This is a genomic window from Larkinella punicea, assembly GCF_003334855.1.
GTDB lineage: Bacteria > Bacteroidota > Bacteroidia > Cytophagales > Spirosomataceae > Larkinella > Larkinella punicea.
Genome location: NZ_QOWE01000025.1, coordinates 115,513 through 142,460, shown reverse-complemented (window position 1 = coordinate 142,460; position 26,948 = coordinate 115,513). Strand labels below are relative to the sequence as shown.

Genomic DNA, 26,948 nt, shown 5'->3' with positions numbered 1-26,948 from the left:
ACGCACTAATGTCTAAACTGGTTAGGCTTTTGAAATGACGAGGATTGCGTTGAATGTGTTGGTAAGTTAACATGCCGCAAATTTCGTCAACCAAAACCATAATCACTTAATCGGCATAAACTCTATTTATTATTCCTTTTATTTTCCCGTTGAAAATAATCACACTGCGTTTTCAATACACACTCCGGGCATGTGGGGTAGCTCCAGGTACAAACCCGCTGGCCGTGCCAATAAAAGTGTCGAATGATTTTTATCAGAACAACCGAATGTTTATCGACTTGGTTAATTGTCGTTGTACTTTTGCAGTTCTTAACAGCCCATTCTGCGAACCCCAATGACGACACCTTTCCTTCGTAAATCCCTTTTTCTGTGTCTGCTGACATTCCTGGCCCTTAGCGGTTTTTCCCAAATCCCTACCCAGACCATTCGCGGAACCGTCTACGACGCCAGCCAGAATCGTCCGCTGGTCGGTGCTTCTGTGGTGGTTCAGAATTCAAAAACGGGCAATGCCAATTCGGGCGCGATCACGGATGAACAGGGCCATTTCCGGCTGACCAACATTGCTATAGGCCGTCATCAACTCAGTGTTTCGTTCGTCGGGTACGAACCATCGGTTATCAATGAAGTGCTGGTGGAATCCGGCAAGGAACAGGTGCTGGAAATTTACCTGCAACCCGGCATAACCCAACTGGGCGAAGCCACCGCCATTGGCACCCGCACCGACCGCACGATCAGTGCCGAACACATCACCATCGAACAGGTGCTGCGGTTTCCGGCCAGCTACCTCGACCCGGCCCGGCTGGCGACGGCCTACGCGGGCGTGGTGACAACCAACGATGGCACCAACAACATTTCCGTGCGTGGCAACTCGCCCAACAGCCTGATCTGGCGGCTCGAAGGCGTCGAAATCGTGAACCCCAACCACCAGAGCAACGCCGGGACCATTGGCGACCGGCCCACGGCAAACGGCGGTGGCGTCAACATGCTGAGCGCCCAGTTGCTCGGCACAACCCGCTTTCTGACGGGGGCTTTCTCGCCCGAATACGGCAATTCGGTCGGTGGCGTCATGGACATGAGCCTGCGCCCGGGCAACAACGAACGCCATGAATTCATCGCCCAGGCGGGGTTGATCGGCCTTGATCTGGCGGCAGAAGGACCGATTTCGAAGCAGAAAGGGTCGTCGTATCTGGTCAATTACCGGTATTCCCTTACGGGTCTGCTCGGCGCGATGGGCGTCACGTTCGGGGGTGAAGACATCCGGTTTCAGGATCTGTCGTTCAACCTGACCTTCCCGACCCGCAAAGGCGGACGGTTTACGGCGTTTGGCGTTTTGGGCAACAGCAGCAACGATTTTACGGCCCTGGCCGCCGAAGAACAGACGCAGGACAAAGACCGCAACACCATCTCGTTCACGACGAAAATGGCCGCCGGAGGCTTGACCCTCTCCCAGCCCATCGGAGCGCGCTTGTTGTGGAAAACCGCCCTGGTGTTGTCGGCCAACAACAGCGCCCGGAATCTGGAATCGCCGGGCGATGCACGCTTCCGGTCGAACTACGAAATGGACGACCAATCTGGTTCGCGGTATTCGCTGACGAGTTCGCTGAACTACCAGATCAATGCCCGGAACAGTTTCAAAGCCGGTTTGTATCTGACCCGAGCCTATAATTCGGTGGGTGTCTGGAAAGATGTGAACCCTTTTTTCATCGGAAGTTCGGCGAACAATTCCCTCTTCAGCGGTTCAATGGAGGGCTGGATGATTCAGCCGTATGTGAATTACCAATGGTTGCCGGTGGATAACGTGACGGTGAATGCGGGTTTGTTTTACAACACGTTTACCTTCAACCAAAGCCGGTCACTCGAACCCCGGGCGTCGGTTCGCTGGGAAGTGCGGCCGGGAAAAGCCCTGACGGTGGCGTACGGTTTACACAGCCAGCCGCAACTGCCGCAGGTGTATCTGGCGAAACGGAATCCGGATAACAAAATGCTGTTTAACAACGAAGACCTGGGCTTTACCAAAGCGCACCACATCGTCGCGGGGTACACACACCAGCTCAGTCCGGATAGTTACTGGAAAATCGAAGGCTATTCGCAAATGCTGTTCGACGTACCGATCAGCACCGTTTCGGGCAGTAAGTTTTCGGCGGTGAACCTCATCGAAGCTTACGTCAGTGAACCGCTGGTCAATGCCGGAAAAGCCCAAAACCGGGGCGTTGAATTGACGTACCAGAAATATTTATCGAAAAACTATTACGTGCTGGCGTCCGGTTCGGTCTACGATTCGCGGTATCAGGCCGCCGATGGCGTCTGGCGCAGCACCCGGTTCGACGGCGGTTTTACGTCGGGCCTGACTGCCGGGAAAGAGTGGACGAAAAGCCGCGAAACCCGAAGCCGGATCTGGGGCGTCAACGGCCGCATTTCGTACCTGGGCGGTTTGCGCGACCGCCCGATCGATGCGGTTTTGTCGCAACAGGCTGGCACAACCGTCTACAGCAGTGAGGAATTCAGCGTGCATTTCCCGGCGTATTTCCGGACCGATCTGCGGATTTACTGGAAAAAAAGCAAAGCCCGGTACAGCCGCACGCTCTCGCTCGATTTGCAGAACCTGACCAACGCTCAGAATGCTTTTTACAGCTACTTCGATGCCTTTCAGGGAAAAGTCGTGCAGAAATACCAGTTGGGGTTGATTCCGATTCTGAATTACCGCTGGGAATTTTAATAAAGAAAACCGTGTAATCTTTATGGAAAACCTATTCAGCTCCGGATCAATTTGTAAATTAACACTAGCTAAGGGATCCTTGGCCGCGTAGCGGACGGATGTTTGTAGCAAAATGAACCACCCGATTCCTCCGCGTGCCTTTGGGTACGCAAAAGTGCAGAAGATTGCGTACCCAAAGGCACGCGAGCATAAAAACCTCATTTTACTACAAACATCCGTCCGCTACGCGGCCAAGAATCCCATAATTCGTTTTGATTAACAAGTTGGTATAAAGAATCCGGCCTATTTCTCCGGAAACGGCCGGTATTTCACGAAGATGTTAATCCAAACGCGACGCGCTAACCGGAAGAAAAATGGCGTCAGGATAATCAGCGATGGTATGAGTCCCCACAGATAGGCGATTACATCGACTTCCAACAAAACGCCAACCAACACGAAGGTGGTGATGATCCAGGCCACGTAAAACGAATAACTGACGTAGAGTGAGCCGGTGTAAAAACCGGGTTCCGGCTCGAAACTCTGGCCACAAACAGCGCAATTTTTGTGCATCTGATCGAATTTCTTCAGATTAAACGCACTTTTGGTTACAAAAAAGTCTCCCTCATGACAATAGGGACATTTGTTGAATAGAATGCTGTATAGCTTATTTCCTTTTCTCATAGTCAGCAATGGTCGGGCGACTCTCCTACCCGGAAAGTCTAAAAGTAGTCGGATTTGCTGGTAATTTCATGAACCGTAGTCCTTCATCGTATTCAAATCCGTAAAGATGATACGAGAATGGTTTGAAAAAAAGATGATTTTACTCACAAAATCAAACCCGTTCGGGCGGTAGGTTTGTTAAAAATTTTAAAACTGTTCGTTCGTCATTCTGTTTCCATACCATGCACAATCTGGTTCCCATTGTTAGCCCGGAGCAGGCCGTCGAAGTAATTCAATCCGGCAATCGGGTGTTTGTTCACAGCGTTGCCCAAACGCCCCACCGGCTGATTGCAGCCATGGTCGGGCGAGCTTCAGCCGCCGGGCTGCGTGACATTGAGGTGTGTCATATGCACACGGAAGGCCATCTGCCGTATTGCGAAGACCAGTACGCCGGGATTTTCAGGCCGAATTCGTTTTTCATCGGGGCCAACATGCGCAAGCAGGTCAATGCCGGCATCGCCGATTACGTTCCGATTTTTCTAAGTGAAATTCCGTTGCTGTTCCAACGACATATTCTGCCCCTCGATGTCGCCCTGATCCAGGTTTCGCCCCCCGATCAACACGGTTTCTGTTCGCTCGGCCCCTCGGTAGACATTTCATTAAGCGCCGTTAAATCAGCCAAATACGTGATCGCCCAGATTAATCCGAACGTTCCGCGGACACACGGTGACGGCATTATCCACGTCAAAACGATCCACGCGGCTGTGGAATGCGACGATCCATTGTACGAAATGCCGCTGAAACCGGCGACTGTGACCGAACAGAAAATTGGCCGCTTCGTGGCTGAATTGGTGGAAGATGGTGCCACGCTGCAAATGGGCATCGGCGGGATCCCGAACGCGGTGCTGGCCGAGTTGATTTATCACAAAAAGCTGGGGATTCATACCGAAATGTTCTCCGATGGCGTGATCGATCTAGTGGAACGGGGCGTCATCACCAACGAGTGCAAAAAGGCGATTCCGTATAAACTGGTCTCCTGTTTCGCGATGGGAACGCGCCGGTTATACGATTTTATCAACGACAATCCTGCCGTGGTGATGAAGGAAGTAACTTACACCAATGACACGGCCATCATCCGCCGGAATCCGAAAGTGACGGCCATCAACAGCGCCATCGAAGTGGATTTGACGGGTCAGGTGTGCGCCGATACGATTGGGACCTACCAGTATTCCGGGGTTGGTGGTCAAATGGATTTTGTGCGGGGAGCCTCACTTTCGGAAGGGGGAAAACCGATCATTGCCCTGCCCTCCGTAACGAAATACGGTGAAAGCAAGATTGTGCCGTTCCTGAAAGAAGGGGCTGGCGTGACGACCACCCGCGCCCACGTTCACTACATCGTGACCGAATACGGCGTAGCCTATCTCTACGGCAAGAACCTCCGCCAACGTGCCCGCGCGCTCATCAACATCGCCCACCCCGACCACCGCGAGTCGCTGGAACGGCAGGCACACGAGCGGTTTAAGGTGTTCGAGTAAGCGGTTTTTGGGATGGTTGGACTGGTTGCCTGTTTTGGGAAGGGATTTAAAATCCTTCCCAAAACAGGCAATTCTTTTTTAACAGCTTTACCTTAACTGGCGTCAGGACTACAATCTGCACATTGATAAGAAACCGCTCGTTCTAAACGACTTATCTTCGAAAATTCAGGGCACGGGCCTACCGGTTTTTTCATACAATTTCATAGGATTTGACAGAAACAAGCCTTTTGTCTGAGTCGAAAAAGGAGTATTCAAAACTTAATTTGTAAATTAAGCCATCGATTTGCCTTTGTATCGACTCAATACTATTTCAACGTCCCGGATGGTCACTTTTAAATTTTACAATTACACAACCAGTCTTCTTTTTCTCTTTTTTTATTTACATCTATTCTCGTCTTATTCTCAGACTTTAGAAATCAGAACATTACAAAAAAAACTCATAAACTCCCCGGATAGTATAACCTACATTGATCATCTAAATAACATTGGGTTTATCATGCACATGAAAAGTGCGGATAGCTGTCTCATCTACGGGATAAAAGTCAAAGCGATGGCAGATCGGCATAATTATCCCAAAGGCAAAGCCGACGCCATTTGTAACATAGCAACGGCTTTTTTTTAAAAGGACTCTACAGTCAAGCCCTCTCTTCGTATACAAAAGCTCTTTTGGAATATGAAAGTGTATCTGACACAATTGGAGTTTCTCATATGCTAATGAATTCTGCTGTCGTTTACGAAGTGTTGGGCGACACGCCCAATTCCTTAAAATTTTCCAGAAATTCTTTGAATAAAGCAGCGGGGCTCTACAGTGATTCTGTCAAAAGCATGTTATATGCCAACTATAGTTTCCTCATGCCAAAATCGACTTCAGACTCATCCGATTTCTATTTAACCAAAGCCCAGGAAATAGCAATCCGGTTTAAGGACCAGCGTTCTCAACTTTTTATAAACCAGCTAAAAAGCGATAAGTTTTTAGAGAAAGGCGATACGCAGAAAGCATTAACGGTTATTTTAGAGGCTTTACAGATAGCACAACGAAATAAATGGGAATATCATGAGATTGTCGGACTGGATTATTATGCCCATTATTTTTTAAAGTTAAAAAAAATAGATAGCGCCATTATCTGCTACAACCGGAGCTACAATTTGGCAAAAACAAACGGTTTTATTACTTTTAAAATAGAGATTTTAAAATCGTTACAAAAATGTTATGAATTAAAAGGAGACAAGGAAAATAAAGCAGCAACTAATAACTTACTAGTTGCTGCACTCGAAGAAGAAAAAAATAGCAATAAAAATTTTATTGGAGATTATTTCACCTATTACAACACCCAGCAGGAGTTGAATAATTTGGCCACACAAACAAAAAATAACCGCTGGGTCATTGCCCTTCTGGTTGGGTTTTCAATTCTATTGAGTAGTATCCTTATCTTTATTTATGTTCTTTATAAAAAATTGCGAAAAAGTGCTAGCCTACAAATCGTGTTAAATGAAAAAATAACAAAGCAGAACATCTTACTAACTCAGTCAGATGAGTTTAAAGCAAAATTAGTTTCTATGCTGGCTCACGATTTCAGATCTCCACTCGCCACAACCTTGAGCATGGCAAGTCTAATGAAGGAGGAGAATACTTTCAACAAAGCAGAACTGACTGTATTTTATAATTCCCTGGAAAGTGAAGTCAATACGTTGTTGCGAACCTTTGACAGTATTTTACAATGGGTAAAAAAACAATATTCAGGCTATACTGCTACGCTGGAAAATGTTGAACTACACGGTTTAATTGAAGAAGCAGCCGCCATTCATCAAAGTCTTTTTCATTCTAAAAAACTAACTTTTTCAAATCTGATTGATAAAACTATAACCTTAACCACTGACAAGGAAATCATTCAGTTTATCAATAGAAATCTGATCCACAATGCGATCAAATTCTCTCCGGAAGGCGGCACAATCACTGTCGCTCTTGAAAAATCTGATACCGAAATTCTTGTTTCTATAAAAGATGAAGGTAGTGGAATGACCCCCGATCAAATAAATCGGTTATTTTCATTTGGCACCACAACCCGCAGCCCAGTGGACCAAAGTGCGGGTGTTGCCTTGACGATTTGCAAAGATTTTATAACGAAAGTACACGGTAGAATATGGGCGGAAAGTATACCTGGGCAGGGGTCCATTTTCTTTTATGCCCTACCCAACTAATGTCCATCATCAACTCCGAATCAATTTCCGCTTTATTCCCCAAACAAAACCGCCAGCATCCGCGCAAATTCCGTTTGGAGCGGTGCCGAAATGATAATTTCTTTGTTCGAAACCGGGTGCTTAAACCGGATTTCCTGCGCGTGCAACAACATGGTTTCCATCCCGAAATGCTCTTTAAACAGCTTATTCTGTTTGTTGCAACCGTGTGGCCGGTCGCCAATGATTGGGTGGAAGATGTGCGCCAGGTGCTTCCGGAGTTGATGAAAACGGCCGGTTGTGGGCTTTAATTCCACGAGCGAATACCGGGAGGTCGCGTGTTTTCCAAACGGCAAAGCCACTTCAGTACGTTTGAGCGTTTTCAGTTTTGTAAAAGCGTCCTGAGTCACGCCGTCGTCGCGCCGGAGCGGATAGTCGATTTCCAGTTCATCGTCGGTATAACCCCGCACTATGGCCAGGTAGGTTTTATGCACGGTTCCTTCGGCAAACTGCTGCTGCATGACGGAATTCATCATTTCATTCAACGCAAAGAGCAGAACGCCCCCGGTTTTTCGGTCCAGCCGATGAACGGGATACACCCGCTGTCCCAACTGATCGCGCAGGAGTTGAACCGCAAATTCGCTGGCATCGCTGGCGATCATCGACCGATGCACCAGCAGTCCGTGCGGTTTGTTAATCGCCACCAGATCAGGAGACTGATACATAATTTCGAGCGGTTTTCGCTCGTGGGATACTTCTAAAACCGGTTGCTCCCCCATCAATACTTCGCCATCAGGTTCAATAATTTCCGGTCCAGCTTGTGGCCGTGCCAGTCTTCATACGCCACGTCGGCCCGTTTGGAATCCAGCACCCCAAAATCTCCGCTGAATTCCCAGAGCGCAAACCCGATGCCGTTACTTGTCAAAATGTCGAGCACATCGCCAAACCAGGCCAGAAAAACGTCGTGCGGGGTTTGGTTCCAGGCGCCACATTCGCCACAATGCACGCCCACGCCTTTGTTGACCAGCTCGATCCACGGTTTGTAAAACGTTTCCAGCATCGCGCGGCTCAGGTATTTATCGCCCACCTGTCCCGGCCACTTCGGCATCGGCAGATTTTCGGGATCTTTGTTGGCCCAGGGGGCTTTGTAGTGCGAAATAATGCCCGGATTGTAGCCCCGGCAGCTTTGCGCAATGTCCAGATCGGTAATTTCAGGAATCACCGACGAACCCACATCGTTGCCATCGGCAATCACCAGGTGCTTCGGGTTTTCTTTGCGAATGGCTTCCAGAGCCGCCAGCGCCACTTTCCGGTATACGGCACCCGGCACCGAACTGCGTTTGGAAAGCTGGTCGTTCATGTCTTCGCGCATACTCGGCTCGTTCAGCAGATCGAAGCTGATTTTCTGTGACGACACGGTTTTGTAGCGTTTTGCCCAGTAGTTCCAGTGGAAATTGAAAGCGTCCTGTGCGGGCTGATCGGTCCAGAGGTTGTAGGGTTCGTGAAAACCGGCGTTGACACAGTAGCCCGGTGCGCGGTGCAGATTCAGGCTGACGTGGAGGTTGTGTTTATGGGCCATCGCCACCAGCTTGTCGATCCGGTCCACGGCCTGCTCGTCGATCTGATAGACTTCGTCGGGTGTGATGTTGCGGCTCCGGTCGAATTTCAGATAGGCCGGATAGGCCATCGGCAGCCGGACAAAATCGAATCCCCAGTCGCGCATCCATTTAAAGTGTTCTTCGGCAGTCGGCTTCCGGCCCTGCGCCGGATTGGGTGAGAAAAAATCCAGCAGGTTAAAGCCTTTCCATTTCGGCAGTTTGTTTTTGGCCGCCGGAGCCGACGACGCGGCTAAAACCGCCGGGCCGGAAGCAGTAACGGCGGTGGCCAGGAGTCCGGTCGTTTGAAGAAAAGTCCTGCGTTGCATAAAGGGTCGGAATCAGTACAGCACAAACTTACGCAAAACCAAACCGGCAAACATGGAAAAGTTATCATACTGTTAAATTGAGCGGCTTTTTGTCATTTCAGTACGAAAAAAAAGTATCTTTACTAACCCACAACTCTCAACCCGAAATGACGGACAGCAGAAGAGAATTTCTTAAAAAAGCCGCCTTGCTAGCCGGTGGCACGAGCCTGTTTCAGGCTCTCCCCGATTCCATCCAGAAAGCCCTCGCCATCGACCCCCAGCCGGGCAGCACCTTTCAGGATGCCGAACACATCGTCATTCTGATGCAGGAAAACCGCTCCTTCGACCATTGCTACGGGTCGCTGCGGGGTGTTCGGGGCTTCAACGATCCACGGGCGATTACGCTGCCCAACAAAAACCCGGTTTGGCTCCAGACCAATGCCGCCGGCGAAACCTACGCCCCCTTCCGGCTGAATTTGAAAGATACCAAAGCCACCTGGATGAGTTCGCTCCCCCACTCCTGGACCAATCAGGTGGATGCCCGCAACGACGGAAAATACGACAAGTGGCTGGATTCCAAACAGTCGGCCCGGAAAGAATATGCCAAAATGCCCTTGACAATGGGCTATTACAACCGGCAGGACATTCCGTTTTACTACGCCCTGGCCGATGCCTTTACGGTTTGCGATCAGAATTTCTGTTCGTCCCTGACCGGCACCACGCCCAACCGGCTTTACCTCTGGACCGGCACCATTCGGGAAAAACCGGACCGGAACGTGAAAGCCAACGTCCGGAATGAGGACGTCGATTACGGCGATCCGGCCCACTGGAAAACCTTCCCCGAGCGGCTGGAAGAAAACGGCATTTCGTGGCGAATTTACCAGAACGAACTGAGTTTGCCCGTCGGCTTTGAAGGTGAAGAAGAAGGCTGGCTGGCCAATTTTACCGACAATCCCATCGAGTGGTTCGAACAGTACAACGTTGGTTTCTCGGAAGCGTACCAGCGTTATCTGACCAAAAAACTCCCCGAACTGCCCGGCGAAATTCAGGCCTTGACGACCAAAATCAATGCGTTGCCCGAAACTTCCAGCGAACTCCCCAAACTGAAGCGGGAACTGAGCCGGAAAGAACAGGAATTGATTGTCGGCCGGGAACACCAGGTGAAATACAGCCGGGAAAACTACGCCAAGCTGTCGCAGCGGGAGAAAAACCTGCACGAGAAGGCATTTACGACCAATAAAAACGACCCGCATTACCACGAACTGACGAAGCTGAAATACCACGACGGCAGTACGGAACGGGAAGTTGAAATTCCGAAAGGCGATGTGCTGCACCAGTTTCGGGCGGATGTAAAAAACCGCACGCTGCCTACGGTTTCGTGGGTAGTGGCCCCCGAAAACTACTCCGATCACCCCGGCGCGGCCTGGTACGGAGCGTGGTACATTTCCGAAATGCTCGACATCCTGACCCAAAATCCGGATGTCTGGAAAAAGACGGTTTTCATTTTGTGTTACGACGAAAACGACGGTTATTTCGACCACGTTCCACCGTTTGTGGCCCCCCACCCCGACAAGCCCGAAACCGGCAAAGTGTCCAAAGGCATCGACACCAGCGTCGAGCACGTCTATATGGAGCATGAGTTGCAACGCAAAAGCCCGAACGCTCAGAAAGAAGCCCGGGCTGGTGCCATCGGGTTGGGGTACCGCGTGCCGCTCGTGATTGCCTCGCCCTGGAGCCGGGGCGGAAAGGTGTCGTCGGAGGTTTTCGATCACACATCCATTCTCCAATTTCTGGAAGTGTTTCTGAGCAAGAAAACCGGCAAGAAAATCGAAGAATCGAACATCAGTGCCTGGCGTCGGACGGTTTGCGGAGATTTGACCTCGGTGTTCCGGCCCTACAAAGGCGAGAAAATTCCGATGCCGACTTTTGTGGAGAAAAACGAGTTTGTCGAAAGCATTCACAAAGCCCAATTCAAGGAGTTGCCGTCTGATTTCAAGGTGCTGACGACCGACGAAATCAAGAAAATCAAACAGGCTCCCTACGCGTCTCCGCTCATGCCAAAGCAGGAGAAAGGCCTGCGGTCATCTCTGGCGATTCCGTACGAATTATACGCCGATGGGCAGTTCGATCCGGACCAAAAAGCGTTTGACATCATCCTGCAAGCGAAAAATGACGTTTTTGGCACGAAGTCGGCGGGTTCGCCCTTCACGGTGTATGCGCTGAATAACTTCGTGTCGGAAAACGAAAATGCCGAGCGCGACGTGCAGGTTCGGAATTATGCCGTAGCCGCCGGTGACCGCCTGAGCGACCGCTGGAATATTCGGGAATTCGAGAACGAGACCTACCAGTTTCGGGTCAATGGCCCCAACGGTTTTTTCCGCGAGTTTATTGGCACCGCCAACGATCCACGGGTTGCGGTTCAGTGCGACTACCAGCATACGGCCCCGCAGGCCAGGACGCTCACCGGTTCGGTTGAACTCAACATCACCAACCTCGATCCGGCCCGGGCCTACACCATTGAGGTGAAAGACAACGCCTACCAAACCGGCACCCAGACCCAAACCCTGGCCGCAGCCGGTTCGAAAGGAAGCCGGATCAGCCTGATTCTGGACCTGAGCCGTAGCTTCGGCTGGTACGATTTCAGCGTGAACGTGGCGGGTCATCCGGTTTTTGAAAAGCGGTATGCCGGTCGGGTTGAAACCGGAAAGGAAGGCTTTTCGGACCCGGTGATGGGCGGGGAGTTGGTTTGAGGAGAATCGAAAGCGAGGATTCTTTGAGCAACCGAATCAAAACCAATGCAAGCTCCATCCAATAAACCCTGATCTGCAAAGGCCAGGGTTTATTTATTTTAGCAGTAAATAGACATTGAGGCAGCACGATAGGATTGGATTAAGAAGTCGTTTGTAAAACCGGCCCCAATCCCGTTACTTGCCAATCCGTATGAAACCGTCGATCTGGAATTTCCTTCTGCTGCTGTTTTGTAGCACGGCTTTGGCCCAACCGCTTCCCACACCCACGAACCTTGCTGCGATCCAACAGGCTGAAAAACAGGTGGTCGTGCTTAACAACCCATCGGGGTTGGTGCCGGTCACTGACCTTCTGAACGTGAAAACCGCCGTTGTGAATGGCCGCTACGCCCAACAGGCGGTTTTTGACAGTCTGGCGGCTAAATACAGTCCGGTGACGGTTTTTTCACTCGGTGCGGCTCCGACCGATTCCGTTCTGTTTGACCTCCATGACCGGCTAAAACTGTACAATCTAGTTGTCATCACCTTATCCGATTCTTCGCCCTTTGGCCCGAAACTGCTGAATTTCATTGCCGATCAGCAGGCCATCAAGCAAGTTGTGGTGGTGCTGACCGGAAGCGGGAAAAACCTGGCCGGGCTGGAATCCCTGCGCTGTCCCATTATCTGGTATCCGGCCAATACCGCCGAAGGTGCCTCAGCCGCAGCCCAGATCCTGTTTGGCGGTATGGCTTCTGCCAATCGCCTTGAAACCACGTTTAGTACCCTCTTCAAAGCAGGCAGCGGGTATTCGACGCCCAAAATCCGGCTGGGGTATTCGGTCCCGGAGGCTGTAACGGTAAGTAGTAAACGTCTAAAAGTGATTGATTCGCTGATGGCGGTGGCCATTGCCGACCACGTGACCCCCGGCGCGGTGGTTTTGCTGGCGAAAGACGGAAAAGTCATCTTTCACAAGGCCTATGGGCATCACACCTACACGCGGGATGCCGTGACGAAACCCGATGATCTGTTCGACCTGGCTTCGGTCACGAAGGTCAGCGCCACCACCCCGGCGGTCATGCGGCTGCTGGATCAAAAGGCGCTGGACCTGAAAACGCCCATCAGTACCTACGTGGCCCGAACCCGGACGATTCCGGATAAAGCGACGGTCACCATCCGGGAGGCCCTGCTCCACGAAGCGGGGTATACGCCGTACATCAAATTCTACGAACAACTCAAACCGCTGGATCTCAGCTTCGACTCGTCGGCGGCCTATCCGACCAAAGTAGCCGACCGGTTTTTCCTCCGGGCCAATTATTTCGAAGAGGTCATGTGGCCCGTCACCTTGCAGTCGAAAGGCGGGACGCGGGGCAAATTCGTGTACAGTGATGTCAGCATGTACATGATGAAGGAAGTCATCGAAACGGTTTCTCACCAGAAGCTCGATGAGTTTGTGCAGAACGAGTTCTACCGGCCGCTGGGGATGACGTCGACCGGCTATTTGCCCCGAAACCGCTTTCCCCGCTCCCGCATTGTGCCGACCACCGAAAACGACAACTGGTTTCGCAACATGCGCGTGCAGGGTTACGTCAACGATCCGGGTGCGGCCATGGCGGGTGGTGTCGAAGGCCATGCCGGGCTGTTTGCCAACGCCAACGATCTGGCGATTCTTTACCAGATGTATTTGAACAAGGGTTCCTACGGCGGTCGCACCTACATCCAGCCCGCTACCGTAGATCTCTTCACGGCGGAACAATCGAAAACCAGTGGTCGGGGCTACGGTTTTGCACGGGCACCAAATCCGAAACAAGGTGCCAAAGCGTATCCGTCGGCCCTGGCCTACGGACACAGCGGGTATACCGGCACTTACGTCTGGGTTGATCCGAAATACAACCTGGTCTACATTTGCCTGACCAACCGGGTGTATCCCGACGATTCCAAAACCTACGGCAAACCCAGCCTGAACATTCGGGCGCTGATTCTGGACCGGTTTTACGAAGCCGTGGTGCAGGGCCGGTAAAACCGACCTCAAACGACCGGAATTTCTTCTTTTAGTCATTCCCAAAAGTAGCAGGGATTGACTCATTTGTGACAGCCTTTTCAGGCGTTGAAGCGGACCTTTGATTCATTCAAACGGACCACAAATCAAAACTTCATACGCCATGAAAACGCTCTCCAAATCCTTGCTCGTTGCCTTTCTGCTGACTTTGACCAGTGTCTCTTTTGCAAAGGCCGATGTCTATATGTCTTTCGTACATCCCAAAAAACCGGTCACTTTTCAGAGTAGCCTATTTACCACCACCGAAGGCAAACTCCGGATTGCGTTGAATAAACAAACCGGCGGGGCCGTCCAGGTACGGATCGTCAACCGGGCGGGGGCCGAGGTGTTCAGCAAACAAATTGGGAAAAACCGCCAAAACGCCCGGCTGCAACTGGACGTTCGCAATCTGCCCGACGGCGTCTATCAGGTCTCCATCACCAACGGCGTAGACACCACCACGCAGGAACTAACGCTGGCCACTACGCCACCGGTGACGGCCACGCCCCGACTGATCGCGTTTCAGTAAAACCGCATCGAATGGACGCTGCGGCAATATCCCGACTGATTATATCCACCCCGAAAGGCTGGCCCCGCAAGTGGTCGGCCTTTTGATTTATGCGGACTAAGCCATGTCGATCGCCAATCGTTTTGTACCTTGCTTCCGTAACCCATTAACCGCCCATGAAACGCCCTCACTCGCCCCGCCCCTTATCGAACAAATTAACCGGTTTTTTCTTTCTGACGCTCTGGCTGCTGGTTTCGGCACATCTGTCGGCTCAGGATAAAAAGAAAAGAACCGGCAAATCCGCAAACCAGGCTCCTTCTAAATCCGCTGCGGGGTATGCCGGGCCTAAGGACTGGAAACTGGGTGTTGCCCTGTATACGTTCAATCCGTTTCCGTTTCCCGAACAGCTTGCCAAAGCGGACAGCGCGGGTCTGAAATTTGTGGAAGGCTACACCTTTGGCCGGGCCGGAGCCGATCTCAGGGATTCACTCCTCATGAATCTGTCATGGTCTGGCATTGCCAAACTCAAGCAGCAGGTCAGCGACAAGGGCCTGTTGATGGAATCCATTTATTTAACCGGCGGCAAAACCATCGACAAATGGACGCACGAATTTGAATTAGCCAAAAAATTGAATGTGAAGTATGTCACCGCAGAACCGCCGGTAGATCTGTGGGACAGCGTGGATAGTCTGGCTGGCGTTTACGGCCTGAAAGTCGCTCTCCACAACCACTGGAAGGGCGTGAGCGCCTACTGGCATCCGGATTCGGTGCTGGCGGCTCTCAAAAACCATCCCAATTTCAAGGTTTGCGCCGACATCGGTCACTGGCCCAAGAGCGGCATCAATCCGGTCGAGGGGCTGAAAAAACTGGAAGGTCACCTGATTGCACTGCATTTGAAAGACATTGCCGCCTACAATGACCCCAAGCTGAAAGATGTGCCGGTTGGCACAGGCGTCATCAATTTCCCGGAAGTTTTTAAGGAATTACAGCGGCAGCACTTTACGGGTCATATTATTATTGAGCGGGATACGCAGGATAAGCCCAGCAACTTACCTTCGGTAATTCAAACGGTCCGCTATTACAACGAGCAGTTGGGCCTGACACCGAGCCGGGGAAAATAAATGTTTTTATCGAAGCTAGCCAGTATTCTGACGCCACTCATGTTGATGGCGTTTTCTAATAGAAAACCGCAAGCCAGATGGTTTCTTCGTCTTCTTTCGTCCAGTCAACCCGGTGTTTGATGTGGGCAGGCAGATTGATGTAGGCTCCGGCGGTCAATTCAATGGGTTTTTCAACGCCCTCGATTCGCAGCCGGGCCGCTCCCTGAACAAGCAATACCCATTCATTTTCGGGCTGATCGTACCAGAAACCGTCCGGTGAAGCATGCCCTTTGGAGACAATGCGTTCGATTTTGATGCCTTTCTCCGCCATCAGCTCCTCAAAATGTTCGTCAGGCAGCGAGTCCGGAATGGCCGCAAACAGATTACCCATGTTCATCGATCAAGGGTTAAGTTAGAGGAGCGTATTTAACGTGAATTCAGGATTATTTTCAGCGCAAAATAGGATTATTTGACCCGTTTTTTTGACCCGTTAGGGGCACCACAGCGCAGCGTCGGTAGAAATCGTTGCCCGTGTGCGGCTACGTGTGCCGTCAGGTACACAACGGTTATGTACCTGACGGCACATGGGCTCGTTACAACCTTTTTTTCTACCTACGCTGTGGTGACCCTGACGGGTCAAAAATGTACGGGGCAACTACTAAAAACCGTCTACTTTTACGATTTTTTCGCAACCGAGACGGATTTTTGGGCCGGGCTAACGGGTTTCTTTCCTGTCGACGGTTTCTTGCTTTTCGCCCCATCGGGATACTTCTGCGTCATCGTTACCGGATCCCAATGCACGACTTTGTTTTCAAAATAACTCTCGTTGCAGGCCAGAACCGGGGCGGCTGCGCGGAACCCGAAAACCGGGTCCTCGATGGTTCCCTGACTGCCCGCCCGCATGTTCGTAAAGAAATCCGCGAAGTGTTTAGCGTGGGCGTCATCGTCTTTCGGCGCTTCAAATTTTATCTCTTTCACCGGCTCGGCGGTGCGGGTTTCGGGCGGGTATTTGGCGTCGTATTGCTCCACAAATTTCTTCTGCACATCCTCCGTGAACGTGAAGAAGCTGTCGTAGTTGCCGTAGCCCGGCGCAATCGGCAGTTTTTTCCTGGTCAGAATCAGGTTGTTCTCCGAAAACTCGACCGTGCCTTCGTTGCCGATGATCCGGGTTACGTTGCTAATTTTGCCGGCATTGGCAAAGTTGACGCGCAACACCATCTGAAACGCTTCGTGCTGTTCGGTTTTCGGATAATCCATGATGCTCGTCATGATATCCGGTACATCCCGGTTTTCCTTCCAGTAGGCCAGGTTGCCCGACGAATACACCCGCGTCGGCCCCAGCGTGTTGGTCACGTAATGAACGCCCGTAATCAGGTGAATGAACAGGTCACCGGCCACCCCCGTGCCGTAATCCTTGAAGTTCCGCCAGCGGAAAAACCGAATCGGGTCGAACGGACGCTTCGGCGCATCGCCCAGAAACCGGTCCCAATCGACGGTTTGGGGTGAAGCATCGGGCGGCACGGAATAGTTCCAGGCCCCGATGGCGTTGAAGCGGTCGCTGTTGGATTCGATGTAGTTGATCTGCCCGATTTCACCGGCCTCAATCAATCGTTTCGCTTCCTTAAACGACGCACTGCTGATGCGCTGGCTGCCCACCTGCATGGTTTTTCCCGACTTCTTCCAGGCATCGATTACGGCTTTGCCTTCGTTGAGGTGCTGCACCATCGGTTTTTCGCAATACACATGTTTCCCGGCTTTCAGGGCGGCAATCGTAATGTGGTCATGCCAGTGATCGGGCGTGACCACCAGAACCGCATCCACGTCTTTGCGGGCCAGAATCTCGCGGTAATCCCGCGTCGTGTAGACCTGTTGCCCGAAAGCCGTCCGCGCGTGTTCGAGACGCCCGGAGTAGAGATCGGCCACGGCCACCAGTTCCACATCCGGGTTGCGCAGAGCCGCCTGGGTATCGAAGTTCCCCTGAATCCCCATGCCGATGGTGGCAATGCGGATTTTGTCGTTGGGGCTGACCTTTTTCAGATCCCGGATAATATTGAAGGGTTTGGCGACACTCTGGGTAGCCACCAGCGCCGAAGCGGCTGACAATCCCTTGATAAAGTCGCGACGATTGGAATGCATGGGGTTTATTGGGTTTTGGCAGTTCAAAAAAAAGCACATTTGCGTTTGAATATACGCAAATGTGCCGAAACAGGACTAATAGACGCTCTATTTAACCGCAAACACCGCTTACCGGGTATACAGCGCGCCTTTGGCGATGGTCGATTCGTATTCGCCACTGATGGTTTCCAGAAACTTGCCGGTCACCCAGCCAATGTCCGAATTTCGGATGAACACAAACCGCTTGGGAGCCGAGGGTGTCGAATAGGTTTTCATGATGGATTCTAGCCACAGCGCCCCGGCAATGAGCTGCTTTTCACTCAGTTGATCCCGAACCGTGCTGATTTCCTGCTCGGCTTTGGTGCGAAGAGCTGTGTCGGTGATGTCTTTCACATTGGGGTGCGTCAGGGCCTGGTAATCATCCATCACCAATTTTTTGAACCGCTCCACGTCATCCAGTGAAATGGCGACCGCCGTGGTACCGGTTTTTTCGGGGTGCAGGTACGTCACCAGCGCCCAGGCCACATCGCCCCCCAGCCCCACCGTCCGACGTTGTTGCAGGCCCGCACCGCTGGTTTTGAAACGGGGTGCCAGGGCCGTATCCGCCACGGTTTTGATCACCCGCTGCGCTTCTTTTTTAAAGGCGTCCGTGTTCAGCGAACGCTTGCTTTCAATCTGGCTCACCAGCGTGTTCATCCCCACCGGCATTTCAATCGGGTGAAACTTTTTATCAGCATCAAAATAACCGCCCACCGTGACATCGCTGCCGATGTTGAGCGACGAGGTGGTCGGCCACACTTTGCGGGGAATGGACCCGACGGTGAACAGTTCGGCTTCGCGGTCGATGGAAAGCGTGGTGTCGATGCGCAGATTGCCCGTCGGCAAGGCCCGCGACAACTGATCGTAGAGCATCTTTTTCGTTGCCGGGGTTTTGGCGAGTCCCTCCTTCATTTCGTTGCTGAACACAATGAAAATCCGTTCGGTCGGGATATTGTAGCGACTGATTGTGTCGAGACAGACTTTCAACGCATTCTGCCCGGCTTCCAGCGATTTCGAGGCATCGGCCACAAAACTAACGTTGGGAACCTCAAACCGGGTTTTGATATCTTTTTCGTAAAAATCGCTTTCGTACTTCGTCTTGAAAATCGCCAGCTTCACATCCGAAGCGCCAAACTGAATACCGGCATACAGGTTTTTACCGGAAATATCCCGAATCAGTTCATTGACGCCCCAGGCACTGGCGACATACCGCAGCTTCTCGTAGCGGCTCCGGGCGATTTTCAGGTAATAGTCGGCGTTTTCGCTGTTGTTATTTTCGTAATGAGCCAGCCCCAGCAACTCGCAGGCAAAGGCTTCCCAATACGGGTTATTGCCCCGAACGGCCGGTAACGCCCTCTCCAGCAGGCTAATGGCATCCTGCGGTTTGTCCAGCGCCCGGAGCGTGTTGGCGAGTTTGATGTAGCGAATGGCCTGAACGGTGCTGGTGGCTTTCTGGGCGAAACCGGCCTGAACCAGCAGGAAAAGAAGGATAGACAGAGAAAAGAGTCGTTTCATATCTCGCTTGGGTTAACAGCAGGATATATACGCAGAAACGACCGAAAACGATTTCGGGCCGCCCAAAACCGGGTGGCCGGTTCGGGCGGTTTCCGTCAACGCTAGATCCTACAAATTCCGCCAGCTACCGGCATCATGCAGATTTTCAACGCCTTTGCCGCGCAGGATGGCTTTGGCGCGGGCGCTTCGCATACCGGAAGCACAACACAGAATCAGGGGTTTCTGATAGCCTTTGATCGTGCTGAGTTTGGATTCGATCTGGTCGAGGGGAATGTTGACAGCCCCCGGCACATGCCCACCGGCAAACTCGCCCGGTGAGCGAACGTCGATGATCAGGGCGCCCTGCGAGCGGATTTCGTCAAACTGGCTGGTGTCGGACGTGCCGAACAGACTTTTTATGAGATTCATCATGAATATGCATTTTTAAGGTTGATGGTGTAAAACTAGGGATTTAGAAAAACCGGTTCCGTGACAAATATCACGTTCATCCTTTTTTTGTGACTTGCCGGATCGCATCGCAAAAAAACCGCTTCAAATACGCATCCCGTCTCTTCGTATAAACCGTCATGGCTTACCAGCATTGCCCCGATAGGTTTGTGGTGACCAAAGTCATTCACACCAAACAACTTCATTTTCCATGAAAACCGTACTGAGCACCCTGCTGCTGGGCTTTACCCTGCTGAGTTTGACCCACTGCAAAAAATCGGAGGTCGACGCACCGGCCGAAACGCGTTGCAAACTGACAGCCATCGACCGTGGCAACGGCAATAAACACCAGTATGCCTACAACGCGGCTGGTTACGTCAGCCAGTTGACTGTCAATTTTAAAGGGCCGACCGGCGGCAGTACCGAGCATGTGTACGTTTACACCTTCGCTTACAACAGCGCGAATCAGATAACCGGCGCAACGATTACCGTCGACGGAAAAACACCCGACCAACTCACCGACTGGGGCATTGGCAGTGGCCTCAAATGCCGTTGGACCGACGGTAAACTCACAGAAATCCAAGACCTCGTAGGCACCCAAACCATCCTGACCACCACCATCCGGTACGATGCCGAGGGGCGCATCCTGCGCTTCAAGGGCGTTCCGGCGAGTCAGGACGAACCCACATTTGAAAAAGTTTTTTCGTACGACGCGAACGGAAACAGCACCTACCAGTATCTGGAAGACGGAACGAAATATTATGCGGAAGCCCACGTCTACGACCCCTCCACCCAAAGTCCCGAAGCGTTGTTGGCCAAACGGGGTTTACCATTTGATGTTTTTAATCTCTACCCCTGGAAGAAAACCATCCTGAAGGGATTTGAAAGCGATGAATTTGACGAGTCGGGAAAAGTGACGGCTCACAAGACGTTCCAGATCACCAATGTGGTCAAAAACAACCACAACTATGCGGTTTCGCAGACGGTTGAAGAAGGCAACACAAAGCGGGTGAATACGTTTGGGCTGTCGGATTGTGATTGAATGGTACAGATTTGGGCGTTTAATTCGGCTCTCTTTGGGGTCTGTAGCACCGAAACCACCCAGTTTTTCAGACTACCATTACGCTGGAACTGACACACTTTTTCGGTCGCGTAGCGACCAAATGTCTGTAGAAAAGCAGCTTCCTGCATCATTTCAGGATCGCGTAGCGATCGAACTTTGGCTTATATTTGATCGCTACGCGACCTTAAAAACTGGAAGAAATGAAATGTAAGCTACAAACATTGAGTCGCTACGCGACTGAAAAATCAGGCACACCGAAGTAATTAATCAACCGAATATTTCAGTGAACCAGATTAGGACTTACGTCTGATAATTCATTGCACTTTCGCTTTTTGCCCCTAAATCCCGTATCGACGGCCCGTAGGGGATTTAGGGGCAAAAAGCGAAAGTGCTATAGATAATTGAAGGACTATTTTTTTTGTCCGACAAATCGGATCACGGAGCCTGTTCCATTATGAAATAACCCTTCGCTCAATTCGATTTCTTTTTCTACCAACTCAATGATTTCGTAGTTCGCAAAATCGGACTGAATTTCATCCGTTGAAAACAACATCGCTTCCTCTTTGGGTCCTCCTACATTTTCGTTCCTGGCGATGTAGTCAAGGTGGTTTTTACTAAAGGCTTCAAAAATAACAAAACCGCCCGGCCGCAAAAACGTATCGAGGGTCTTGTGATACAGTGATTTTATCGCGGCCGGAAAGTGGGCATAGATCAGGGCAATGACATCAAATTGTTCGGTGGCATACCCCAGCGTTTGCAATTCGCCAACCTGATAATCAATCACCACCTGATTCGCTTCGGCCAGTCGGAGGGCCTTCTGCTTTCCTTCCACGCTGATGTCAAACGCTGAAACCGCCCAACCCAGCGTAGCGGCAAAAACCGCATTCCGTCCTTCGCCCTCTGCGGCAAACAGGATATTCCCAATGGGTAACTTCTCAATCTGTTCTTTTAAATAGGCATTCGGTTGTTCGCCATAAGCAAACGCATCCGTGCGGTATCGCTCGTCCCATCTTTCAACCCAGGCTTGATTCATGTTTTTTGTCTGATTTGTGGAGTGATTGTTGCCCCTCTACCGAATAATCCGCACTTCCTTCGGCCCGCTCACCTCCGTCTGAATTTTGCCGCCCGCCAGTTTGGTGTGCTTCACCTTCACAATCCCGTACGGCGTGGGGAAGGTTCCTTCGGCGAAGGTTAAATCCTCCAGATGCGGTTCAATTTTGATGGCTTTGCAACCCGGCTCCACCACCTTGATACCCAATACGTGCTCCGTCAGCCAGGGCGTGGGGCCGGACGCCCAGCCGTGGGCCAGACTGTGCCGGAAACCGACGTAGCAATAGGCCCCGCAGTCGCCGTGAATGTCTTTTTGACCTTCTTTCACCAGTTCGTCGATGCGCCCGGCATTTTTCACCCAGTCGAGGTTGAAATCTTCCCAAAACGTTGTGGCACCGAGCTTGAGCATACCGCCCCAGAATTCGCGGATGTTGGCCAATGCGGTTTTATAATCACCCGCTTTGGCCTGCGCCTGGAGCATGTAATAGCCGTAAAACGTCGAGAAGTTGCGCGCACCGTTCACCGCCAGCACGTCCTGATTGGCTTTTTCGGCGTGCATCAACCCGGAGAGCGCGAGCAAAGCCGCCCCCTGTTTGGAGTCGTTGGGATCGGGAACGTACTGCTTCAGCCGGGCGACCGCATCAGCACATTTCTTGGCCGTGGTCGGGTCGTTCAAAATGCGGCTCAAATCCCCGGCGGCATTGAGCGACAGCACCAGCATCGACTGCAACCCGGCGTGAATGCCTTTCGGATTTTCGCTCGACGGCCAGTCCAGAAACCGCGTTCCGTCCAGCCTTTCGCTGTTTTTGTCGTCAATTTTCTGAATCAGCAAATCGACCAGTTTTACCAGATAATCCTTCTGCTGTTTCAGATAGTCGAGGTTTCCGTTTTGCAAATACCAGTCTTTCTGAATCAGAATCCACCACATCGAATAGGTGCTGATGCCGTTCATCCAGCCGGGCAGGGGCGTAATGTCGCGCGCCAGATCCAGGCTTTTCGGCACCACCTCGTTGTAGCCAAAAACGGCATTGATGGTCGCCACTTCGGGGTGCATGTCCCCCACCCACACCAGCCGGTCGCGCTTGATGCCGTCCCAGAGGTAATCCTGCATGTTCAGGTGAACGGTATACGCGCCGGTCGCCCAGATTTTATTCAGCAGTTCGTCGCTGCTCCGAAACGAGCCGAGGTATGGAATATCCCGAAAAACAAAAATGGCCCGCAACTCTTTCAGCAACAGCTCCGTATTACCATCGACCAGATCGATCCGGACAAAGCGAAAACCGGTATTGCCGATTTCCAGCTTGCCCAGCCACGGCACCTGAACCGTCAGATCGCGGATGGCATGGTCGTTGGTGGCATTCTGTTTGGGTTCGATGTCCGCCATTGCTTCGCTGGCCGATTCGCCAAACCGAATCCGGACGGTGATGGGTTTGCTTTCCTTCCATTGCCCCGTCACGATCTGCAAACCGCCGTGCAATTCCCGCCCAAAGTCGAGCAGCAGACTTGCTTTGCCGTTGGCGTCACTCTTGAGCGAACACATACCTTTCCCCGACAAATCCGCCTGCCCGTTTCCAACTTTCAACAGCCGCTCGGCGTTGCGGATGGTGCCGGTTTGCCACAGAATTTTGACGGGCGACAAAAACCGCCGGACGGTGGCTTCGGTTTGGGCTTCTTTGGCGCGGCTGGTTTCAAAAATGGGCGGAAGCTGGGCCTGCGCGAAGTCGATCAAAATAAGGCAAAAGAAAAGAGTCGGAAGAGAAGCGTGTTTCATCGGGTAGAGTCGATTCACCCGGATTTGGGCCAACGAAGATTGCAGCGTCAGAAGAGCGACGATGTACTTTTTCATAATTAACAGGAAGGGTTTAGGAAACTAAAAGCCGATTGTTAAACCGACGCGAACTATGAGATTTATTAATTGATTATGAGCTAATTAAGTGCCATTGGCACGACATGTTTCCGGGTCGCCGGTGCGATAGCAAATCGGATCACCCGGTTCCTCCGGCGTGCCCTTGGGTACGCAACAAGTGCATCAGATTGCATACCCAAAGGCACGCCGGAGGAATCGGGTGATTCGTTTTGCTACAAACATCAGTCCGCTACGCGGCCAATAATCCCATAGTTCGCGTTAAACCGGTATATTGAACGCGGTTAAAGCGTCTTTTAATTGCGCCGGATTTATAAAGTGAATGGCGTGAATCCCAAGGTCCTCGGCGGCTTTTACATTCCGAAGGTTATCATCGATGAAGAGGGCTTCAGTTGGTTCAATGGCATACCGATTCAGCAGCGTCCGGTAAAAAGAAGGGAAAGGTTTGCGGTCTTTTTCATCGCCGGACACCACAATACCATCAAACCAGGACAGAAATTCGAAGCGTTCGAGGGCAATCGGAAACGTCTCCGACGACCAGTTGGTCAGCGCATAGAGCTTGTAATTCCCACTGTCCCGGATCGTTTTCAGCAGTGCCACCGTCCCCGGTATTTCGCCCCGCAGCATTTCGGGCCAGCGATCGTAGAAAAACCGAATGTTCTCCTCGTGCTCCGGAAATTGAGCAATCAAAACCTGCGTGGCTTCGGCCAGCGACCGCCCCCCATCCTGCTCTTCGTTCCAGGCGGGGGTGCAAACCGTCGCCAGAAAATGATGCATTTCGTCTTCCTTAAAAATTTTCTCGTACAGGTAATGCGGGTTCCAGTCGATCAAAACCGCCCCCAAATCAAATACAATGGTGTTAATCATGTCGTTGAATGCAATGAATGTGTTAGTCTGCCAAATTTGGCCCTAATAACTTAAAAATTATCGGTTTTATATACCCAGGACTTTCGCTCTTTGCCCCTAAATCCCCTAAAGGCCGGGCGGCCGGAGCCGGACTTTTAGCATCCGGATTAAGCTGCGTACAAGTCCCCTTTAGGGGATTTAGGGGCAAAGAGCGAAAGGGTAATGAATTATCAGACGTAAGTCCTAATTCAACGCGAAATATGAGATTTATTAATTGATTATGAACTGATTAAGTGCCATAGGTACGACATGTTTCCGGGTGATCCGTTTTGCTACAAACATCAGTCCGCTACGCGGCCAATAATCCCATAGTTCGCGTTAATTCAATAAAATCTCTAACAATTCATTTTTGCAACATTGTTGCATTTACGAAAAATACCGTACTTTTGTACCGTTTATTTCCAACCACAAGCCAACACCAACTTATGGCCACTTTCTCTTCAAAAGCCGATTACATCGGCATTACCGGTTCAGTGCTTTGCATTATTCACTGCCTGATCACACCCATCCTGCTCATTTCCTCCAGCCTGCTGGCGGATCGAACGTTGCGGATTGGCTTTCTAAGCCTGGATTATGTCTTCATTGGAGTCAATATTGTTGCCGTCTATTTTGCCACGCGCCGGGCCCGCCAGCGGATGGTGAAGGTGGGCTTGTGGTTTTTCCTGGGCCTGTTCGCTGGCGCCCTGCTGCTGGAAGACGTCCATGAATCGTTTGAATACCTGGCCTACGTGGCTTCAGCCGGGTTAATTGGCTTTCACCTGCTCAACCTGCGCGCTCACGCACACGACCACGCGCACTGACGATCACCTCCATTCTTCAATTCAATCATTCACCATGAAACGACTTCCCGTTACGGTTTTAAGCGGTTTTTTAGGGGCCGGTAAAACCACCTTACTCAACCACATTCTGCACAACAAAGCCGGTTTGAAAGTAGCCGTGATCGTCAACGACATGAGCGAAGTGAACATCGATGCGCAACTGGTTCGGAATGAAAACACCCTGTCGCGGACGGAAGAAAAGCTGGTCGAGATGTCCAACGGCTGCATCTGCTGCACCCTGCGGGAAGATCTGGTGCTGGAAGTAGAACGGCTGGCTTCCGAAAACCGGTTCGATTACCTGCTCATCGAGTCGTCCGGCATTTCGGAACCGCTGCCGGTGGCCCAGACGTTTTCGTTCCAGTCCGACGATTCGGTCGATGCACAAAACCGTGTCGATCTTTCCCGGTTTTCGCGTCTGGATACGCTGGTGACGGTGGTCGATGCCAGCAATTTTGGGCGCGATTTTGGGAGTGTCGAAACGGTTGTCGACCGCAACCTGAACGAGGACGTATCGGACACCCGCACCATCGTCAACCTCCTTACTGACCAGATCGAGTTTGCCAACGTGCTGGTCCTCAACAAAACCGACCAGTTAAAACCGCATCAGGTGGGCGAACTGAAAGCCATTCTGAAAAAACTAAATCCCAAAGCCCAGCTCATCGAAAGCCAGTTTGGCCGCATCGATCCGGCCCGGATTCTGAACACCGGCCTGTTCGATTTTGAGGAAGCGTCGCAATCGGCGGGCTGGATTCAGGAACTGCAAAACCACCAATCCGGCAAAGGCCACCGGCCCGAAACGGAAGAATACGGCATTGGCTCCTTCGTTTTTCGCGACCGGCGGCCTTTTCACCCCACCCGGTTTTGGGCGTATCTAAGCGAGAATTTTCCGGCTGGCATTTTCCGCAGCAAGGGATTGTTCTGGCTGGCGTCCCGACCCGACGAGGCTCTGAATTTTAGCCAGGCCGGCGGCAGTCTGCGGGCCGAACGGGCAGGCGTCTGGTGGGCGTCGATGCCGTTCAGCCAGCGAAGCCGCTATGCGAGTTTCATCGAAAACCAGAAAACGATTGAAGCCCGTTGGGACAAACAATTTGGCGACCGGCAAAACGAACTGGTGATCATCGGTCAGGATCTGGATGCCGAACAGGTGACGCAGGAATTGCGGGCGTGTTTGTGTAGCGAACCCGAGTTGAAGCATCTGGCAGCCGGGGGCCGGTTCAACGATCCGTTTCCGGTTTGGGAATAGAGCATGAAACGGTCGAACTGTTGCTTTAAATAGCCCCAATCTTGCAACCTTGTTGCAATTTATGTAGATTTCGGCCCACTTCTCCTCTGAAACAACCCGTACCATGAAATGCATCCTTTCATTGATCGTTCCGCTTGCCTTCAGCCTGGGAGCCTGTTCCCGTTCAGATCAAAAAGATCCTCTGCTTGAGGAAGCCGCCAAATTTCACAACGAAGCCACACAGATTCAGGCTGTTATCGAACCCCAAATAGAACAAATCGATTCGCTCAAAATCCTGCTGGCAAACCGTACGGAACCCGTTGCGCTGGCCACCGTAACGACGCTCGACAGTCTGAAGAAGGCGTTTGAACAATGGGAGGAAAACCTCGTTGAAGTGCCGGGAATGCCGCACGAACACCACCACGAACACGGAAAACACGAGCATCACCACCATGCAGACGCCACGCTGAAAGATTTGCCCGCCGATAAAATGCGCGATTTACAACTGGGCATCCTCGACAACATCCGGCAGATTCAGGAACGAACCGACGCGGCTTTCTCACAGGTTACGTCGATCCTGCGCTAGTTACCGT

The 26,948-nt window shown here is 51.7% G+C and carries 21 protein-coding genes; 11 read left to right on the top strand and 10 right to left on the bottom strand.

The genetic code is table 11. The features are described 5' to 3' along the window. The first annotated feature begins 334 nt into the window (after positions 1-334). Complete coding sequence (locus tag DUE52_RS25920; RefSeq protein ID WP_114408983.1) at positions 335-2,716, top strand: TonB-dependent receptor; 2,382 nt, start codon at positions 335-337, stop codon at positions 2,714-2,716. A 282-nt stretch (positions 2,717-2,998) separates the two neighbouring features. On the opposite strand, the gene DUE52_RS25915 is transcribed toward DUE52_RS25920, so the two are convergent. Continuing rightward, positions 2,999-3,376, bottom strand: coding sequence for a DUF983 domain-containing protein (locus DUE52_RS25915; protein WP_114408982.1), 378 nt, complete (start codon positions 3,374-3,376; stop codon positions 2,999-3,001). Positions 3,377-3,597: 221 nt separating this feature from the next. On the opposite strand from DUE52_RS25915, the gene DUE52_RS25910 reads away from it, so the two are divergent. Both DUE52_RS25910 and DUE52_RS25900 read left to right on the top strand, forming a co-directional pair. Continuing rightward, positions 3,598-4,890, top strand: a complete 1,293-nt coding sequence (locus tag DUE52_RS25910; RefSeq protein ID WP_114408981.1) for an acetyl-CoA hydrolase/transferase family protein — start codon at positions 3,598-3,600, stop codon at positions 4,888-4,890. A gap of 714 nt (positions 4,891-5,604) precedes the next feature. Further along, positions 5,605-7,089 (top strand): sensor histidine kinase, encoded by a 1,485-nt coding sequence (locus DUE52_RS25900; RefSeq protein WP_165841038.1) that lies wholly within the window; start codon positions 5,605-5,607, stop codon positions 7,087-7,089. Positions 7,090-7,121: 32 nt separating this feature from the next. On the opposite strand, the gene DUE52_RS25890 is transcribed toward DUE52_RS25900, so the two are convergent. Both DUE52_RS25890 and DUE52_RS25885 read right to left on the bottom strand, forming a co-directional pair. Then, positions 7,122-7,790 (bottom strand): pseudouridine synthase, encoded by a 669-nt coding sequence (locus DUE52_RS25890; RefSeq protein ID WP_229312309.1) that lies wholly within the window; start codon positions 7,788-7,790, stop codon positions 7,122-7,124. Between the two features lie 53 nt (positions 7,791-7,843). Further along, complete coding sequence (locus tag DUE52_RS25885; RefSeq protein WP_114408977.1) at positions 7,844-8,989, bottom strand: glycoside hydrolase family 5 protein; 1,146 nt, start codon at positions 8,987-8,989, stop codon at positions 7,844-7,846. Positions 8,990-9,135: 146 nt separating this feature from the next. Between DUE52_RS25885 and DUE52_RS25880 the strand changes: the two genes are divergently transcribed. The 4 genes from DUE52_RS25880 (at position 9,136) to DUE52_RS25865 (ending at position 15,358) form a co-directional block, all read left to right on the top strand. Beyond that, entirely contained in the window at positions 9,136-11,718 is a 2,583-nt protein-coding gene (locus DUE52_RS25880; RefSeq protein ID WP_114408995.1) for a phosphocholine-specific phospholipase C, read from the top strand. Between the two features lie 190 nt (positions 11,719-11,908). Then, a complete protein-coding gene (locus tag DUE52_RS25875; RefSeq protein WP_114408976.1) occupies positions 11,909-13,711 on the top strand; it encodes a serine hydrolase domain-containing protein in 1,803 nt (600 codons plus the stop codon). A 142-nt stretch (positions 13,712-13,853) separates the two neighbouring features. Then, a complete protein-coding gene (locus tag DUE52_RS25870; protein WP_114408975.1) occupies positions 13,854-14,258 on the top strand; it encodes a T9SS type A sorting domain-containing protein in 405 nt (134 codons plus the stop codon). A gap of 155 nt (positions 14,259-14,413) precedes the next feature. Continuing rightward, positions 14,414-15,358, top strand: coding sequence for a sugar phosphate isomerase/epimerase family protein (locus DUE52_RS25865; RefSeq protein ID WP_114408974.1), 945 nt, complete (start codon positions 14,414-14,416; stop codon positions 15,356-15,358). A 55-nt stretch (positions 15,359-15,413) separates the two neighbouring features. Here the strand turns inward: DUE52_RS25865 and DUE52_RS25860 are convergent, their stop codons facing one another. The 4 genes from DUE52_RS25860 to DUE52_RS25845 all read right to left on the bottom strand — a co-directional run bounded on the left by DUE52_RS25860 (position 15,414) and on the right by DUE52_RS25845 (position 19,417). Further along, positions 15,414-15,734: a cupin domain-containing protein gene (locus DUE52_RS25860; RefSeq protein WP_114408973.1), complete on the bottom strand. Its 321-nt coding sequence runs from the start codon at positions 15,732-15,734 to the stop codon at positions 15,414-15,416. Positions 15,735-16,012: 278 nt separating this feature from the next. After that, positions 16,013-17,473, bottom strand: a complete 1,461-nt coding sequence (locus tag DUE52_RS25855; RefSeq protein ID WP_114408972.1) for a Gfo/Idh/MocA family protein — start codon at positions 17,471-17,473, stop codon at positions 16,013-16,015. A gap of 108 nt (positions 17,474-17,581) precedes the next feature. Next, positions 17,582-19,006, bottom strand: coding sequence for a tetratricopeptide repeat protein (locus DUE52_RS25850; RefSeq protein WP_114408971.1), 1,425 nt, complete (start codon positions 19,004-19,006; stop codon positions 17,582-17,584). Positions 19,007-19,114: 108 nt separating this feature from the next. Further along, positions 19,115-19,417 (bottom strand): rhodanese-like domain-containing protein, encoded by a 303-nt coding sequence (locus DUE52_RS25845; RefSeq protein WP_114408970.1) that lies wholly within the window; start codon positions 19,415-19,417, stop codon positions 19,115-19,117. A 226-nt stretch (positions 19,418-19,643) separates the two neighbouring features. On the opposite strand from DUE52_RS25845, the gene DUE52_RS25840 reads away from it, so the two are divergent. After that, positions 19,644-20,474, top strand: a complete 831-nt coding sequence (locus DUE52_RS25840; protein WP_114408969.1) for a hypothetical protein — start codon at positions 19,644-19,646, stop codon at positions 20,472-20,474. 430 nt (positions 20,475-20,904) lie between these two features. Here DUE52_RS25840 and DUE52_RS25835 read toward each other — a convergent pair whose 3' ends face one another. The 3 genes from DUE52_RS25835 to DUE52_RS25825 form a co-directional block, all read right to left on the bottom strand. Further along, positions 20,905-21,528 (bottom strand): class I SAM-dependent methyltransferase, encoded by a 624-nt coding sequence (locus DUE52_RS25835; RefSeq protein ID WP_114408968.1) that lies wholly within the window; start codon positions 21,526-21,528, stop codon positions 20,905-20,907. A gap of 36 nt (positions 21,529-21,564) precedes the next feature. After that, positions 21,565-23,391 (bottom strand): alpha-L-rhamnosidase-related protein, encoded by a 1,827-nt coding sequence (locus tag DUE52_RS25830; protein WP_229312308.1) that lies wholly within the window; start codon positions 23,389-23,391, stop codon positions 21,565-21,567. Positions 23,392-23,670: 279 nt separating this feature from the next. After that, entirely contained in the window at positions 23,671-24,276 is a 606-nt protein-coding gene (locus tag DUE52_RS25825; RefSeq protein WP_114408967.1) for an HAD family hydrolase, read from the bottom strand. A gap of 464 nt (positions 24,277-24,740) precedes the next feature. Here DUE52_RS25825 and DUE52_RS25820 point away from each other — a divergent pair, with 464 nt between their 5' ends. The 3 genes from DUE52_RS25820 (at position 24,741) to DUE52_RS25810 (ending at position 26,941) form a co-directional block, all read left to right on the top strand. Further along, positions 24,741-25,115, top strand: coding sequence for a MerC domain-containing protein (locus DUE52_RS25820; RefSeq protein WP_114408966.1), 375 nt, complete (start codon positions 24,741-24,743; stop codon positions 25,113-25,115). A 34-nt stretch (positions 25,116-25,149) separates the two neighbouring features. Beyond that, on the top strand, positions 25,150-26,376 hold the full coding sequence (locus tag DUE52_RS25815) for a GTP-binding protein (protein WP_114408965.1): 1,227 nt from the start codon (positions 25,150-25,152) through the stop codon (positions 26,374-26,376). Between the two features lie 103 nt (positions 26,377-26,479). Then, entirely contained in the window at positions 26,480-26,941 is a 462-nt protein-coding gene (locus DUE52_RS25810; RefSeq protein ID WP_114408964.1) for a hypothetical protein, read from the top strand. The last annotated feature ends 7 nt before the right edge of the window (positions 26,942-26,948 follow it).

Coding starts and splice junctions, on each gene's coding strand:
- DUE52_RS25920 (WP_114408983.1), top strand. CDS start 335: ATGACGACACCTTTCCTTCGTAAATCCCTTTTTCTGTGTCTGCTGACA.
- DUE52_RS25915 (WP_114408982.1), bottom strand. CDS start 3,376: ATGAGAAAAGGAAATAAGCTATACAGCATTCTATTCAACAAATGTCCC.
- DUE52_RS25910 (WP_114408981.1), top strand. CDS start 3,598: ATGCACAATCTGGTTCCCATTGTTAGCCCGGAGCAGGCCGTCGAAGTA.
- DUE52_RS25900 (WP_165841038.1), top strand. CDS start 5,605: ATGAATTCTGCTGTCGTTTACGAAGTGTTGGGCGACACGCCCAATTCC.
- DUE52_RS25890 (WP_229312309.1), bottom strand. CDS start 7,790: ATGTATCAGTCTCCTGATCTGGTGGCGATTAACAAACCGCACGGACTG.
- DUE52_RS25885 (WP_114408977.1), bottom strand. CDS start 8,989: ATGCAACGCAGGACTTTTCTTCAAACGACCGGACTCCTGGCCACCGCC.
- DUE52_RS25880 (WP_114408995.1), top strand. CDS start 9,136: ATGACGGACAGCAGAAGAGAATTTCTTAAAAAAGCCGCCTTGCTAGCC.
- DUE52_RS25875 (WP_114408976.1), top strand. CDS start 11,909: ATGAAACCGTCGATCTGGAATTTCCTTCTGCTGCTGTTTTGTAGCACG.
- DUE52_RS25870 (WP_114408975.1), top strand. CDS start 13,854: ATGAAAACGCTCTCCAAATCCTTGCTCGTTGCCTTTCTGCTGACTTTG.
- DUE52_RS25865 (WP_114408974.1), top strand. CDS start 14,414: ATGAAACGCCCTCACTCGCCCCGCCCCTTATCGAACAAATTAACCGGT.
- DUE52_RS25860 (WP_114408973.1), bottom strand. CDS start 15,734: ATGAACATGGGTAATCTGTTTGCGGCCATTCCGGACTCGCTGCCTGAC.
- DUE52_RS25855 (WP_114408972.1), bottom strand. CDS start 17,473: ATGCATTCCAATCGTCGCGACTTTATCAAGGGATTGTCAGCCGCTTCG.
- DUE52_RS25850 (WP_114408971.1), bottom strand. CDS start 19,006: ATGAAACGACTCTTTTCTCTGTCTATCCTTCTTTTCCTGCTGGTTCAG.
- DUE52_RS25845 (WP_114408970.1), bottom strand. CDS start 19,417: ATGATGAATCTCATAAAAAGTCTGTTCGGCACGTCCGACACCAGCCAG.
- DUE52_RS25840 (WP_114408969.1), top strand. CDS start 19,644: ATGAAAACCGTACTGAGCACCCTGCTGCTGGGCTTTACCCTGCTGAGT.
- DUE52_RS25835 (WP_114408968.1), bottom strand. CDS start 21,528: ATGAATCAAGCCTGGGTTGAAAGATGGGACGAGCGATACCGCACGGAT.
- DUE52_RS25830 (WP_229312308.1), bottom strand. CDS start 23,391: ATGAAAAAGTACATCGTCGCTCTTCTGACGCTGCAATCTTCGTTGGCC.
- DUE52_RS25825 (WP_114408967.1), bottom strand. CDS start 24,276: ATGATTAACACCATTGTATTTGATTTGGGGGCGGTTTTGATCGACTGG.
- DUE52_RS25820 (WP_114408966.1), top strand. CDS start 24,741: ATGGCCACTTTCTCTTCAAAAGCCGATTACATCGGCATTACCGGTTCA.
- DUE52_RS25815 (WP_114408965.1), top strand. CDS start 25,150: ATGAAACGACTTCCCGTTACGGTTTTAAGCGGTTTTTTAGGGGCCGGT.
- DUE52_RS25810 (WP_114408964.1), top strand. CDS start 26,480: ATGAAATGCATCCTTTCATTGATCGTTCCGCTTGCCTTCAGCCTGGGA.